Source organism: Haliscomenobacter sp. (genome assembly GCF_965225875.1).
In the GTDB taxonomy this organism is placed as follows: Bacteria; Bacteroidota; Bacteroidia; order Chitinophagales; family Saprospiraceae; genus Haliscomenobacter.
Map to the genome: position 1 here is coordinate 1,478,481 of NZ_CBDDBS010000003.1, position 13,381 is coordinate 1,491,861.

Sequence of the window (13,381 nt, forward strand, 5' to 3'; positions counted from 1 at the left end):
TCTCGTGCCGCTCCGGGTTAGGCAAAAGATGAGTTCCTCCTAATATGTAAAGCCGCTGAACAAACTAAATCATTTGTTCAGCGGCTAAGATACAAAAGGGAAAAGGCTTTTAATCGTATTTGTAGGGTAAAACCTTTGAATCTTTTACCGTAGAAAGGGTCATCAACGTTTTTAAGCGTTCAATCTCTTCAATTTGCGAAAGGGTTTTGAACAAGAGTTGTTCGTAAGTGGGAATATCACGACAAACAATTTTGATCAGGAAGTCGGCCTCACCGGTGATAATGTAGCATTCTACAATTTCCTCGATCTGTTTGATTTTATCCAAAAAGTTGTTGAGGGCGTTTTCTTTCTGCCAGGCCAGGGAAACCAAAACGAAAGTTTTTACATTCAGGCCAATGGTTTGAGGATTTACTTTGGCGTGGTAGCTTTCGATGATTTCACTAGATTCTAGTTTCTTGACTCGTTCGAGTGTAGGAGCAGGTGAAAGGCCAATTTTTTTAGAAAGATCAAGGTTGGTGATCTTTGAATTATCCTGAAGTATTCTCAGAATTTTCAGGTCAATTTTATCCAATTTTTCCGACATGGGTACGGTAAGTTAACTGAACGATATGAATTAGCATGCAAGATAGGGACATAAACATAATTTTACAACTGTGCAATCAAATAATACCTAATTTTATTTTAAAAAATTTCAATTTCCTGCAACCTAGCACTACAAAATTCCGAATGAGATAATATAACATCACTATATGAGCTCAATTCCCAAAAACATAGCTTTTTTCTAAAAATATAATTTTGGTTTTTAGAGCCCAGACCACACAAATCTAGTTGCATGGCCTGGGCTTTTACTCCACTTATGGCCAAATGCCTAAAGACATGTAGTCATTGCTGATTTTGTTGATCGCATTAACCATGGCAGCGGTTCGCAAATCGTTAATTTTGGGGTGTGAAACCATCACTTCGCGGATTTGGTGATAAGCTGTAATCATGGTTTCTTCCAAACCAGAACGCACCAGGTCAATTTCATCGGCCCCACGGGCGATTACTTTCATTTCCTCGGTTGTCACGTCGCGGCCAGTCATCCGTTCTACCAGATTGACCATGTCCATCATTCTGCCCTGGTTAAAACGTTTGTCCATGCGACCAAAACGCATGTGCGACAGGTTTTTTAACCACTCAAAATAGGAAACCGTTACCCCACCTGCGTTGAGGTAAAAATCGGGAATGATCAGTTTTTTCGCCGCCAGCAGCACTTCTTCTGCATCAGCCGCTACGGGGCCATTGGCTGCTTCAGCGATGATTTTAGCCTTGATTTTACTAGCGTTTCCACTGGTAATTACACTTTCCAAAGCAGCGGGGATCAACACGTCACACTCGAATTCCAGTGCCAGTTCACGTTGGGCTTTGTCAAAAGTTTGGGCACCTGGGTAATTCAGGATTGACCCATTGTATTTGCGGTATTTGAGCAATTCGTGAACATCGATGCCATCTGGATTGTAAATGGCACCTTCCACCTCTCCTACCCCAACCAAAATCATTCCACCTTCGTCCTGGCAAATGGTGCCAGAAAAAGTTCCTACGTTACCTAAACCTTGGAGTACAAAGGTTTTGCCTTTGGTTCCCGGGCTCAGGCCTATTTTTTTCATGTCCTCGGCTACGCTGCACGCCTCGCGAATACCATAAAAAACGCCACGCCCGGTTGCTTCCTCACGTCCACGCACTCCATTTTGAGTGACAGGCTTGCCAGTCACACAACCGGCTGCGTCGATTTCTTCACCCTTAAATGCGCGATAAGTGTCGTAAATCCAAGCCATTTCACGGGAGCCCGTTCCGTAATCTGGTGCTGGTACATCCACCGATGGCCCAATCATGTTGCGCTTAATCAGTTCAGCGGTGTAACGGCGGGTGATTTTTTCCAATTCCTCGGGGGTGTATTCCCAGGGATTGATTTTCACCCCTCCTTTGGCTCCGCCAAAAGGTACATCAACAATGGCACATTTGTAAGACATCAAAGAAGCGAGGGCCATCACCTCTTCTTGGTTGACGTGGTTACTAAAACGAATGCCACCCTTGGTGGGCGTGCGGTGGTGGCTGTGTTGTACCCGATAGGCTTCGATCACTTTCACTTCGTCGCGCAGTTTTACCGGAAAGTTCATCCGGTAAACCGAGTTACAAACTTTGATCTGGTCTAGCAGTCCCTGTGGCAGTCCGGTGTGTGGTGCCGCCCGGTCGAAGTAGTATTCTACACTTTCGTAGAATCCGCCTTTTTTACTCATTGTCTTTAATTTGGTTTTCCAATTTGGTTAGCTTACGGTCCAAGTATAATAGAAAAAGGACAATACCCAAAAAGATGATCAGGATGACAGCTACTACCACATATATATGGCCTATGCTACGCAAAAAATCGCCACTCGCTTGTTGAGCAAAGGCCATTTGCTGAAAAAGTAGCGTCATTACACAAACAAGTGAAAGGCGATTCCAGATCATGATACATTAGATTTATTTTGAAGAAAAGAAAGATTTATGGTAAACGAAGTTTAAGCATCCAATAGTTTCTGCTGTAACTTTTCAACTCGGTAAGCCACCGAAGCGATCCAGAAGCCCAGCAAAGTCCAACCAATGCCTGCCGGGTAAAACACCATCCGCATCGTATTGTCCAGGTCCTCCCCACCAAAAGCAGGGTTGCCACCGTTACCAGGGTGCAAACTGTCGGTCATCCGGGGAATGACAAAAATGAGTGGAATGAGTGCTGCGAAAGCAAATATATTGTATACCGCCGACAAGCGGGCTTTCTTCTCTTCGTCTTGAAAAGCACCGCGTAAAATAAAATAGGCGGAATAAATCAGTAGGGCAACCGCGGTCATGTTTTGTTTGACATCCCAACTCCAAAAAGCCCCCCAGGTGTACTTGGCCCAAATGGCTCCAGTTACGGTGCCTAAAAGCCCAAAAACAAATCCTGCCCGATTCAGTGCCAGGGTACGTTGATCTGCATCCGGGTCGTATTTGCGCAAATAACGAACGCTAAAATTGACCGAGAACATAAACAGAAAAATCATGGCGAACCAAAGTGGGACATGAAAATACTGGTTGCGAATGGTTTCGTACAAAACTGAGCGGTAAGGAAAAGTCAGTTTGGGGCCAGCGTTGAGCTGATCCATTTTATCTACGGACCAAAGTTTTTTTCCTTCCAAAAGATTCACCGAGTCTTGGGTAAGGGCAATTCCTTCAGGCAGCACAATGGCCCCATCAATCGGGCTATCCAGAATCAAACTGCAGGCATCGTCCTTGGATTCCGATGGTAAGTACTGCGGCAGATTGAAATGTAACTTCATGGTGCGGTCATTAACCACTTCAATTCGCGCCGCTTTCAATACCACATCGCCCCTCAGTTTCAACCAGGCGCGCAGTTCATTTTTAGCCTTGGAATAGTAAGAATTGTAACCCGTTACGGTCAATTCCACCTCGGTTCCTGCCTGCAATGCCCTTGGTGTAACTTCAGCAATGCCCGGCTTGAGCGGTATCAAAAGGCCTGCCAAAAAGGTATACAGCAATATGATTACTGCCAATATTTTCCACCAGCTCTGACGTATCATAGTTGTTTTTTTAGTCTCTCCACAAAAAAGGGTATAAAACCAGGGTTAGTCCAGCCAATACCAAGTCGATTGCCACTAAAATGCCAATGTCTTTACCAACTCCGGTGTCTTCCAACATCCCGGTAGCCCCAACTGAAAGTTTGATCAAAGTCATCAAAATTGGGATGACCAGAGGAAAGCTTAAAATGGCCAGGAGTGTTGAGTTATTGTCTGCTTTAGAAGAAATGGCCGCCACGAAGGTAAACAATATCGAAAAACCTGCACTACCTAAAAAGAGGGCCAGCAGGAATGCCGAAAATTCTTCCACTTTGTTGCCAACGATGAAAGCCAAGGCTGCCCAAGTCAACAAGCTCAGGAAAAACAAGAGGGAAATGTTGTAAATCATTTTGGAAACGATCACTGCGAGGGGATCCAGCAATCCGTAGTAATACAATTGCCGCGCACCGTTTTCCTGTACAAAACTTTTGACGATGGCATTGACCGAAGCAAACAGCATGATGATCCAGAATAAAGTGACCCACAACATGGGGCTATTGACGCCCTGAAAAAAAGCTGCATACACAATGAATACGGTAGACAGTACATACAACAGGATGCCACTGATGGCATACCCCATTCTTAGTTCTAAGACAAGTTCCTTGCGGAGTAAGATGCCGATTTGAGTAAAAAAGTTCATAGCAGCAAATTTAGGAACGTGTGGGAAATAAGTTATAGATTATAGTGAATAAATGTTTATTCCTACTTATCCGGCTTTTTCCTCAATTACCTTAGATGTTTTTCCAAAGCCAAACGTTGCATCTAGGTATAACTATGAATGGTTTTAACCTACACCGCGCTTAAATGTGATTTGCCAAAACATCACCCCATTTTGGGGTAAAATTCGATCACATGCGAGTGCATTTCAATTTAAGGGACAAAAACGCGCTTGAAAAAACCAGCATCTTTTTAGTTGCGCGGCATTTCGGGAAAAACCTCCGATACTCAACCGGGTTGAGCATATCCCCCACCCTATGGGATGTCAAGCGCAACCGACCCAAGGCCGGTCAATTGGCCCACATCCGGGTGGCGTTGAACCAATTGGAAGAAAAGGCAGAAAAAGCCCTCATGGATGCTGGGCACCTTTCACAAACTGAGTTCAAAGCCATGATGGATCGCGTTACGGGCAAAGTTCAGAGTGAAGAAAAAACCCCTTACCTATTGGCATTTGTTCGGAGCTACTGCGAGGTGAACCCACGAGCTGCTTTGAAAAGCGCGGGCACCATCTTGGTGAACTTCACTTTGGGCACCTCCTACCCAAGATGGGGACTAATTGAATGGGACAAGTTAAAAGGGAATGACGTTCGATTTGATTCAATAGACTGGTTTTGGCGTCAACGGTTCTATAATTATTGCGTTGGGCAAAAACTGAAAGCATCGTACATTGAAGCAATACTATTTAGCGTCTCTCACTTTCTCAATGCTTCACGGCCAACCCATCACACCAACGAAGTAAACAAAATTGGGGGGTGGTCGAATACCAAGAACGCAGAAACCCGTCATACTCCCATCACTTTATCGGTTGAGGAAATAAACCGCCTGGCAGGGCTTACCGGGCTTTCTGATCTTGATACCAGAATTAAAGATTTGTTCTTGATCGGCATCATGTGCGGCCAACGATTCTCCGACTTTTCCACCATTAAGCCCAACCAGGTCAAAGACGGTCGAGTACACTTCCTTCAACAAAAAACCAAAGTCAAAACCGCTATACCGCTCAACCTATGGGCGGGGCTGGTTCCTAAAACATTGGGAGAAATCCTGGAGCGTTACGGCAATACTTCACCACTGATTGAGGGGAAACAACCGGATGCAATTCTAAACGAGCGGATAAAATTCCTTTGTCGGCGCGCTGGCATCACTGAACAGGTGGAAGTTATCTCAACCGTTGGTGATGATGCAAATTTGACCTATTGCGAAAAATGGCAGGTCATTAGCAGCCACACGGCGCGACGGACATTTGCAACCGTATGGCATCGCGGCAAAATGTCGCTTGCCTCTATTGCCCTTTTCACCGGCCACAAAAGCGTAAACCAGTTAAAAACCTATATCGGGTTGACCAACGAGGAACATCAACAGGCAGCCGAAAGTGAAGCCCTAGTGGCGCGGGAACTGCTGTTATCCAAAGCAATCTAACAACCCACAAAGGCAAAAACCATGACTGATTCACCACTATCAATTTTTGATGAAAGCTTTGCCGAATCGCTGGAGCTACTGAGGGCAAAAGTACGCATAGGCATACACGCGCAATGTCCAGTCAACTTAACCGGATGTTGTGAGCAGATACACGCGGCTTACATATGGCTCAAGATGCACAACGACCCGCTTTTCGGGCAATTCCTGGACTTACTCTGCGAAGCCCAGGACGCACTAAGCGACATTAAACAGCATCAATTTTCAAACCAATAAATTCAATTCAATGAATGCACTACAATTTGCTCAAGTGGCCAAAGATCACTTTGAAGCCATTGCGCCCAAAAACATCATTAATGGGTACGAAAAGTTTGTGGTTACCGATGGGGTGAACTGTCTGATTGTTCGGAGCGACTACCGACCAAAGGCGGGTGAATTTGTCTTTCACTGCTCAATCAAGAATGGTATTCCATGTGCTGAGCTGTACCGAACCGGAAAAGCAAAAGAAGCGCCGCAAGCAGCCTAAAGGGGCATGACTGAACCCTGGAAGGTAGAAACAAAAAGCCCTCACTTGAGCAATAGCAGGCACCAAGCAAGGGCAATTTTCTAACGAAAATCTAATCAAAATTATGAAATCCTTTCTAACGCTGCCCAAAGACAGCGACTTTTTTAACCGTTATGCCCGATTGATTCCCGCGCTCAAGGTATCGGGCTATTTGGCCCAGGTTGTTTCAGCCCTCACCGAATTGGGGGTTTTGTTCACCGCCATTCATTCCAGCTTAGTATTTTTCGTTCCCAAACTTGCTACTGGAGGGGCTCTGATCGGGGCCCTCATTGGCGTGGCCATCATTGAAACCGGATTGCGGGTGCTTTTGCCTTTCAGCATTCGTGCAATACTCCACCGTCGCTTTGCCGGGCTTGACTTGCCACTTACAATCATCGTTTGGGCTGCCTGTGCTGTACTGCTTAGTGCGGGTACCTTAATGAGCTTTCACGGTAGCCGGGATATTGTGGAGAAAGTCAAACCCAAACCAAAGCAGGAAAACAGCACTAAAGCTGAACGAGTGTACAGCCATGCACAAAAAAACGCTGTTGGTGCCTACCGGGCTGACAGTACCGAAATAGACCAACGGTACAGCGTCCAAATTGAAGCGATCAAAGCCCAATACGCTGCCCAACTTAGCCAGGCCAATGGCCAAATAAAGGGCATTGAAGCAAAGGAACGGCGCGGGCAGTCCTTCGCCACCGCCAAAGGTAATGCACGTGAACGTGTGGCCACCCTGGAGGCTGAACGAGCCACAAAATTGGCCACATTGGAAGCGGATAAAGGCAAAGAGCTAGGCACCGCCGCTGATCGGAAAACGACTGCAATCGAAAAAGCATCGAATGACCTGGAGCAAGCCAGGCTCAAAGTAAGTGTGGCCAATGACAAAACCGCGCAACTCAATGAAGCCACCACCAACCGCTATAAAGGCGGGCTAAGTTGGTTTACAATCATTTGCCACCTGATATTGATAGTTTCCGTTGCAGTGGATGAAATCCACAAAAAGGGATCAGGCATCGAAGCAAAGGTGGTGCCAACTCAATACGATTTTTCCGGCAGCATTTTGGGCGAACTTTTTCACGCGCTGGGTTGTCGCTGGAACCAATTCATTCGTGAGCGGATCCGCCGTATCGAAGAAAGCACCCCACCACCACCCCTTCCCCTTTCACCCAATGAGCTGTACAGTCTGGACAACATGCAGCAACCTGTTTTCAATGTAAATTTTGAACAGCTCCCCGATGCCTACAAAAACATTACCGTTCCACATCGGGCACCGGGCGGTTCTGTACCTACTCCAGCTCCACCGCCAAACCAACCAGGAACCAATACAGGAACGCCACCACCAACCCAAAACGGAACGCCGGGAAACGGATCGACCCGGCGCAAGAATGGTCAACAAACGCCGGGGGGCTTGAATGGGTATTCACTCAATGGAAGTGGAACCGGGAAACATTAAACCCGATACCCTTTATAGCACACGAAATTGGCCTAAATGACTGGCAATTGCGCCAACGATTGAAGATGTACAAAAAGAGGCATGCCCGGTTTGTACAGCAACGTTTGGCCAATGAACGAGCCGGGCGAAAGACAACAATCCGAACATTGCAAGCGGAAGCCAATAACCTGGAATGGGTGGATTTTTTTATTTATCAATTAAATCGAAACAATGGACTTAGCACAAGTAACCGAACATTTGAAAGCACTGGATCAACTTGTTCAAAACATTGGTCAACGTTTACGCAAACTTGAACAATCAGTACAAGAAATCAAAGCCAACAGTGATGACGACTCGAAAGTGACCGACCTGCAATGTGATATGGATATTTTAAAAATGGATGTCGAAAGGCTGAAACAGGATGCTGGCTTTTACGACAAACCAGAACATTCACCCATTAAAAACTAATTGGGCCATGGAACCAATGCTAAATGATACCATAATTTCTTCAATGATCGATCGTGAACTATGGATTCAATCACAACTCGAGACAATGCAAAATCAGTTGGATTTGATCCGGAAAAGCGTTGAAGACTTAAAAAGCATTCAATGCTTTGATGGAAAATCAGAAGACAACGCACGTGTAGAATTGACCACTTCAAAGTAATAAACCATGGATAGTTCAGAACTTTTGGTGCAGGAACTTAGGCGTTTTTTGGATGCTCAATTGAAAACGCGGGAAGATATGGAGCACCTGAATAAAGAGGTGAAAAGGCTCACAAAAGCAGTCGAGGTACTTGAAAAAAAGTACAATGACGCATGTGCCCTACCTGATTGGCTGGATGCTCAAACAGCAATGAAGATATTGAACATCAAGGACGTTGATACCCTTCGCACCTATGCAAAGCGGGGATTGATTACACAGCAGAGGGCATGTGATAGGCGTAATTATTACCCCAAATCTGAGGTGATGAGTCTACCTTCCCGGTTGGTGATGGAGGTACAATGAAAAGGGGGGGGAGGGGTAAATCTCTAGGGCGGCGGCGGGCGCATCGCCGCTGCCCCTCTTTTCACCCACCCGAAAAAAAGGGGGTGGGGGGGGTAACCCTGCTTAACCCTTGCCATAACTACAAAGTTGCCTTTTTAAAGGGCTAAAAATTTGTATTTTAAACCCCATTTAACGCGAAAATCACAAAGGATGGAAGATAACAAAGACTCTGTGGGGTGGACAGAAGAAGCATTGAAGATGTTTTCCACTAGCACCTTCAATACAGACAAGAGCCGGAAAACATCGGAGATTGTAGAGGAAATTCTAGGGCATGCTGAGGTGATGACGCAAAGGTGGTTTGATCAATTTTTGGTTGATTTGAATGGAAGGCTAAAGCACCATTCGCCCCAAAGAGCTATGGAAAAATTAATGGAACAATACGATAAGTGGCAAACGTTTTGGGATGACAGAATAAAACCTATACATCCTTATTCAGGTACCAAAGAGCAAGTTAGGTTTTACCTGGAGTGTGATGTAAGGGACTGGAAAGCGGGGGAAATGGAGTTGAATTTTCTTTTCAAAATAAACAAAATCGCAGCTCACCAAAAAGTCAGGAGAATTATAGAATACTTGGATAAGTTAATACCAGAAAAGCAGCAACAATTGCAGTTAAGCATCAAAAAGGAGATAAATTTTGAAGCTTTATTTGGTGCCCACAGCAGTTATGTAATAGAGTTAGCCCAAAAAGCTAAAATCACAAATGAGCAAGGGTTATTTGTAAAAAATGACAAAGAAAAATATTTCATTGTAGCCTTCTGGATGCACGTAAAAACATTAAAATCAGTCAATTGTACTGATAAAAAAGCCTGTGAAATCATAGCAGCACAATTTGGAACTAGTATAGGGAAAAACCTATGGGGTGATAAAAAAGAATCTCCTGATGTGGGCAGAGCAATAAGGAGATTTCCCAAACTAGACTTGTAAACAGGAAAACGGGACAAACGGGAATCCCTTTTTAATACGAACCCGATTAATGAACTTTGAAAAAACAAAAGCAATGGAACCTATTTTAACCATGACTCGGCGGGAATTGGAACAATTGATAGAGGATAGATTAAGATATTGCTTTATGCGCTATCTATCCGATTTGAATGAACTGAAAGTATACCACCAGGCGGGCGAACTAATGACTAAAAAAGAGGCCGCAAAAGCATTAGCGGTGCCTCTGGGAGTAATAAGCCGCTATTGTCGTCAAGGAGTGCTTACGTGTGAATTTAAAGGGCGGGGGGGGAAGTTGCTACGCACAGAGGTTGAAGCATTGGTTAAAGGAAAGAACAGGGTAAGCCCTCAATGATAACTCGCAAATGGGCTACCCGGTGGAACTGTTTAGGGGTATTCACGACCACCGGGTGAACTCGTGTAGATGCGAACCCGCTGGGGGGGATCGGGGCAAATATCCCCCCACTTTTTGAACTCGAATTTCGTGCTTTGGCGTGTATAATCGCAGATCACAGATTCACCTTGAAAAATACCCTATGTCGCTTTGGTGGGCCTCTTTTTGGCTGCTAAGGTTGGCGAAATCGACTTTTCAAAAACAAAAAAGCCGGGCTTTGTAAACCCGGCGAAATCGACTTTTCAAAAACAAAAAAAGCCCTCGCGGGCTAAATCTGTTTTGAACATGACAAATATAGGCGAAAGGCTTGAAAAAGCAAATGTTTCGGCCTGTAATGACATTGTTTTGGGTGATTTTTGCCCAAATAGTGGTCAGAACAGCCCAACCACCGGGTACACTCCTTTGCCCGATCCGGTTCACCTCGACCTAAACCCGGACGGCGCCTCACAGCTCAGCCAGGGCGTTGCAAACCAATCACCATGTGCATTGGTCCAATCCATGGCCATGGCCAACGATAACCACGACAACAAGGCCACCAGGACCCCTCCTTCCCCTGATCCGGTTCCCATCGATCACCAACCTACCATGATCAGCCAGGGCATTACAAACCAATCACCATGTGCATTGGTCCAATCCATGGCCATGGCCAACGATAACCACGACAACAAGGCCACCAGGGCCACTCCTTCCCCTGATCCGGTTACCATCGATCACCAACCTACTATGATCAGCCAGGGCATTACAAACCAATCACCATGTGCATTGGTCCAATCCATGGCCATGGCCAACGATAACCACGACAGCAAGGCCACCAGGACCACTCCTTCCCCTGATCCGGTTCCCATCGATCACCAACCTACTATGATCAGCCAGGGCATTGCAAAACCACTGCTCGCTAAATTTCCCCCAATAGGTAAAACGGGGGAAAACTGGACAACTCCACAAAAAACGCTTATTACCCTTGATTGGCTTGAACTCAAATTAGATTCTGGATTTCTTTCCCTGGAGGCATTCAGCAGTAAGGGAATATGCAGGTTTGGCAAAGGAACTGAGGTGTACAACCTGGAGCTTTTACCCTTTGGCGGAAAAACCTACCGTACGGGTGCAGTGGTTTATTATGGTAATACAAAACTTGGGACAATACACTTTGATTCAATCTTTGAAAACCTTGCAAAAACGGCAAAGTTTCAGATTGAAAATGCTGCTTTTTACGATGATTGGGCCAACCTCACATTGCATTATTTAATTCAAAATTTCGTGAAATGCATAGGCTCTAAAGTGCTGGGGGTGCTTCGTGCTGACATTGCCCTGGATGGTCACCAATTCGCAGATTTTGCCCACAATGTTGGAGAATGTCACATCACGCCATTGCGGCAAAAATCTTTACACTCTGCCCATTTTTCCCTAAAGGATGCAAAACGAGAAATTACGGGTTTTTCCTATGGTTCCAGACAGTCCGGGCGGCTGATCAGGTGCTATAACAAAAGCCGTGAAATAGCAGAAAAATCAAAGCATAAATCCTACATCTTGGATTATTGGAAAGTGAACCAGGTCAACCAAAGCGCGGGCAATATTTGGCGGCTGGAATACGAATTAAGAACCGATTTCCTAAAAACAGTTGACGGGTTTTCATGGGATCAACTTTTTGACAAAAAACGCCTGTTGGGCTTATCACAAGTGGCAACAAACGGCTTTTTCGAATGGGTGCATGCTGACGTTATCCGCAATGCCAAAAACGCTTCACAACGCCAAAAACGCTTACAAAGGGCCGAACGAATCCGGGTGGTGGATTTTAGCCAGGTGCAAACGAACAACTACCAACGAATAAGGGCTAAACAAAAACCAAAGACTGACCGAACGGCCAAAATAATGATAAAACAACTCGCTTTATCCGCTGCATTGTGTACTGAAAGCGAGCCTGAAAAAGCCCTGAATTATGCGAAGGTGGCAGGTTTACTGATGGAAGGAAACGATTTGCAAAGCTACGTTGCCATGAAAAATTATTTCTGGCAACCTCAATTTGAACGTGAAGCCTGGAGGAAAGGCCGGGGGGTTAACTCTATGCTTGACATTGCAAATCTGGCAACCTCATTGACCGATCTCCAAAACGTGTACGTATGAGAACGGCAAAACGAACCAAATTCAACGAGCTACCAACGACTAAAAAGGGCGACGCTGGGGAGCTGATAATAGAGGCCCATTTACATGCTCAAGGCTGGCATGTATTCCCGCACATGGCAGGTATTGCTGCTGCTGTGGATATTGTCGCAATGCGCCCAAAAGAGGATGGTTTTGATGTAATCTCAGTGGAGGTAAAAACTTATCCACGCTGCCATTCGTACGAACGCACCGGAATTGATGCGGCTGATTATTGGACATACCGCGAAGTGATTAAAGTGCTCAAACTTACCATTGTCTTTGTTGATCCATTTGAGCAGTGCATTTATGCGTTGCAGTTTCACAAAGCACATGATCGTGTGACGTTCGACCGTAACAAATGCTATTTCGATTTATCCGACTGTCAAAAAATGCGCAACCTGACTAAGGCTGAGCTTTCCCGTATTAATTGGCGGTCAACTACTTATTACACCAACGTTCAAAAGTATTTCCAATGAGCTTTGAAGATACGATGCGGGCTATCATTTCGGAACAAGTCGAGCCACTCAAAAAAGCGTTGCAAGATGCATTGAACGCAAAAAGCAAAGGTGCGGAGGATGATGTATGGCTAAAAGTTGGTCAAGCTGCTAAGCTACTTGGTTGTGATTCAAAGCACGTTCAAAAGCTGATTGATATGGGTTTTTTATCACTGGCTTTCTTGCCGGGAACGGATAGAGGTGATAGGCGAATTTCGAGAAAGGAAATTGAGGAGTTGAAGGAAAAGTATACGATCCTGGAACGATCAAGAAAATAGGCTGATTGGGGTTGTCTGGAAACGGGCAACCCTATTTTTTTGACCACTCACCATTTAAAAAATACCGCTTCATAAATAAGTTGTCACACTTGCGGATTCACACTAATTTGGGGTTGTATACATCAATCAAAACCCGTAATGTTGTGAACAACAAGGAACAAAAGAACATGAAGCGTCAATACTCAGAGCGCGGTTCACGTCGCGAATACAATCATGTAAGAATCGACGCGGATTCACACAAAGAGCTTCAGGAACTTTCCGAAAAGCTAGGGCTACCCATCATTGAAGTGATGCGCCTGGCAATCGAAAAGCTCAAAAATGAAGAAAAAACCGACTTTCAAAAGTGAAAGT

At 45.2% G+C, this 13,381-nt stretch carries 17 protein-coding genes; 12 read left to right on the forward strand and 5 right to left on the reverse strand.

What is annotated here, in order from left to right; translation table 11 throughout:
* Positions 1-109: 109 nt before the first annotated feature.
* The 5 genes from ACO08K_RS26225 to ACO08K_RS26245 form a co-directional block, all read right to left on the reverse strand.
* Entirely contained in the window at positions 110-583 is a 474-nt protein-coding gene (locus tag ACO08K_RS26225) for an Lrp/AsnC family transcriptional regulator (protein WP_148270552.1), read from the reverse strand.
* A gap of 271 nt (positions 584-854) precedes the next feature.
* Entirely contained in the window at positions 855-2,276 is a 1,422-nt protein-coding gene (locus ACO08K_RS26230; protein WP_421799454.1) for a Glu/Leu/Phe/Val family dehydrogenase, read from the reverse strand.
* Positions 2,269-2,487, reverse strand: a complete 219-nt coding sequence (locus ACO08K_RS26235) for a CcmD family protein (protein ID WP_421799455.1) — start codon at positions 2,485-2,487, stop codon at positions 2,269-2,271. Before ACO08K_RS26235 ends, ACO08K_RS26230 begins: the two co-directional genes overlap by 8 nt.
* A 50-nt stretch (positions 2,488-2,537) precedes the next feature.
* Entirely contained in the window at positions 2,538-3,593 is a 1,056-nt protein-coding gene (locus tag ACO08K_RS26240) for a cytochrome c biogenesis protein (protein WP_421799456.1), read from the reverse strand.
* Positions 3,594-3,603: 10 nt separating this feature from the next.
* A complete protein-coding gene (locus ACO08K_RS26245) occupies positions 3,604-4,269 on the reverse strand; it encodes a heme exporter protein CcmB (RefSeq protein ID WP_421799457.1) in 666 nt (221 codons plus the stop codon).
* Positions 4,270-4,481: 212 nt separating this feature from the next.
* Between ACO08K_RS26245 and ACO08K_RS26250 the strand changes: the two genes are divergently transcribed.
* The 12 genes from ACO08K_RS26250 to ACO08K_RS26305 all read left to right on the forward strand — a co-directional run bounded on the left by ACO08K_RS26250 (position 4,482) and on the right by ACO08K_RS26305 (position 13,377).
* Entirely contained in the window at positions 4,482-5,762 is a 1,281-nt protein-coding gene (locus ACO08K_RS26250; protein WP_421799458.1) for a tyrosine-type recombinase/integrase, read from the forward strand.
* A 283-nt stretch (positions 5,763-6,045) separates the two neighbouring features.
* Positions 6,046-6,285, forward strand: coding sequence for a hypothetical protein (locus ACO08K_RS26255; protein ID WP_421799459.1), 240 nt, complete (start codon positions 6,046-6,048; stop codon positions 6,283-6,285).
* Between the two features lie 103 nt (positions 6,286-6,388).
* Positions 6,389-7,759, forward strand: a complete 1,371-nt coding sequence (locus ACO08K_RS26260; protein ID WP_421799460.1) for a hypothetical protein — start codon at positions 6,389-6,391, stop codon at positions 7,757-7,759.
* A gap of 210 nt (positions 7,760-7,969) precedes the next feature.
* Positions 7,970-8,206 (forward strand): hypothetical protein, encoded by a 237-nt coding sequence (locus ACO08K_RS26265; protein WP_421799461.1) that lies wholly within the window; start codon positions 7,970-7,972, stop codon positions 8,204-8,206.
* A 7-nt stretch (positions 8,207-8,213) separates the two neighbouring features.
* On the forward strand, positions 8,214-8,405 hold the full coding sequence (locus tag ACO08K_RS26270; protein ID WP_421799462.1) for a hypothetical protein: 192 nt from the start codon (positions 8,214-8,216) through the stop codon (positions 8,403-8,405).
* A gap of 6 nt (positions 8,406-8,411) precedes the next feature.
* Complete coding sequence (locus ACO08K_RS26275) at positions 8,412-8,747, forward strand: hypothetical protein (protein ID WP_421799463.1); 336 nt, start codon at positions 8,412-8,414, stop codon at positions 8,745-8,747.
* Between the two features lie 189 nt (positions 8,748-8,936).
* Positions 8,937-9,710: a hypothetical protein gene (locus tag ACO08K_RS26280; protein ID WP_421799464.1), complete on the forward strand. Its 774-nt coding sequence runs from the start codon at positions 8,937-8,939 to the stop codon at positions 9,708-9,710.
* 49 nt (positions 9,711-9,759) lie between these two features.
* On the forward strand, positions 9,760-10,080 hold the full coding sequence (locus ACO08K_RS26285; protein WP_421799465.1) for a hypothetical protein: 321 nt from the start codon (positions 9,760-9,762) through the stop codon (positions 10,078-10,080).
* 324 nt (positions 10,081-10,404) lie between these two features.
* Positions 10,405-12,240, forward strand: coding sequence for a hypothetical protein (locus tag ACO08K_RS26290; protein WP_421799467.1), 1,836 nt, complete (start codon positions 10,405-10,407; stop codon positions 12,238-12,240).
* The gene (locus ACO08K_RS26295) at positions 12,237-12,734 is read left to right on the forward strand and encodes a hypothetical protein (RefSeq protein WP_421799468.1); all 498 of its coding nucleotides are present in this window, start codon (positions 12,237-12,239) and stop codon (positions 12,732-12,734) included. Before ACO08K_RS26290 ends, ACO08K_RS26295 begins: the two co-directional genes overlap by 4 nt.
* Complete coding sequence (locus ACO08K_RS26300; protein ID WP_421799469.1) at positions 12,731-13,030, forward strand: helix-turn-helix domain-containing protein; 300 nt, start codon at positions 12,731-12,733, stop codon at positions 13,028-13,030. The genes ACO08K_RS26295 and ACO08K_RS26300 overlap by 4 nt, the downstream gene beginning before the upstream one ends.
* A gap of 143 nt (positions 13,031-13,173) precedes the next feature.
* Positions 13,174-13,377 carry a hypothetical protein gene (locus ACO08K_RS26305; protein ID WP_421799470.1) on the forward strand — a complete coding sequence of 68 codons (204 nt, stop codon included), beginning with the start codon at positions 13,174-13,176 and terminating at the stop codon, positions 13,375-13,377.
* Positions 13,378-13,381: the final 4 nt, after the last annotated feature.

Coding starts and splice junctions, on each gene's coding strand:
- ACO08K_RS26290 (WP_421799467.1), top strand. CDS start 10,405: ATGACAAATATAGGCGAAAGGCTTGAAAAAGCAAATGTTTCGGCCTGT.
- ACO08K_RS26245 (WP_421799457.1), bottom strand. CDS start 4,269: ATGAACTTTTTTACTCAAATCGGCATCTTACTCCGCAAGGAACTTGTC.
- ACO08K_RS26285 (WP_421799465.1), top strand. CDS start 9,760: ATGAACTTTGAAAAAACAAAAGCAATGGAACCTATTTTAACCATGACT.
- ACO08K_RS26280 (WP_421799464.1), top strand. CDS start 8,937: ATGGAAGATAACAAAGACTCTGTGGGGTGGACAGAAGAAGCATTGAAG.
- ACO08K_RS26235 (WP_421799455.1), bottom strand. CDS start 2,487: ATGATCTGGAATCGCCTTTCACTTGTTTGTGTAATGACGCTACTTTTT.
- ACO08K_RS26265 (WP_421799461.1), top strand. CDS start 7,970: ATGGACTTAGCACAAGTAACCGAACATTTGAAAGCACTGGATCAACTT.
- ACO08K_RS26300 (WP_421799469.1), top strand. CDS start 12,731: ATGAGCTTTGAAGATACGATGCGGGCTATCATTTCGGAACAAGTCGAG.
- ACO08K_RS26240 (WP_421799456.1), bottom strand. CDS start 3,593: ATGATACGTCAGAGCTGGTGGAAAATATTGGCAGTAATCATATTGCTG.
- ACO08K_RS26250 (WP_421799458.1), top strand. CDS start 4,482: ATGCGAGTGCATTTCAATTTAAGGGACAAAAACGCGCTTGAAAAAACC.
- ACO08K_RS26275 (WP_421799463.1), top strand. CDS start 8,412: ATGGATAGTTCAGAACTTTTGGTGCAGGAACTTAGGCGTTTTTTGGAT.
- ACO08K_RS26225 (WP_148270552.1), bottom strand. CDS start 583: ATGTCGGAAAAATTGGATAAAATTGACCTGAAAATTCTGAGAATACTT.
- ACO08K_RS26255 (WP_421799459.1), top strand. CDS start 6,046: ATGAATGCACTACAATTTGCTCAAGTGGCCAAAGATCACTTTGAAGCC.
- ACO08K_RS26260 (WP_421799460.1), top strand. CDS start 6,389: ATGAAATCCTTTCTAACGCTGCCCAAAGACAGCGACTTTTTTAACCGT.
- ACO08K_RS26295 (WP_421799468.1), top strand. CDS start 12,237: ATGAGAACGGCAAAACGAACCAAATTCAACGAGCTACCAACGACTAAA.
- ACO08K_RS26230 (WP_421799454.1), bottom strand. CDS start 2,276: ATGAGTAAAAAAGGCGGATTCTACGAAAGTGTAGAATACTACTTCGAC.
- ACO08K_RS26270 (WP_421799462.1), top strand. CDS start 8,214: ATGGAACCAATGCTAAATGATACCATAATTTCTTCAATGATCGATCGT.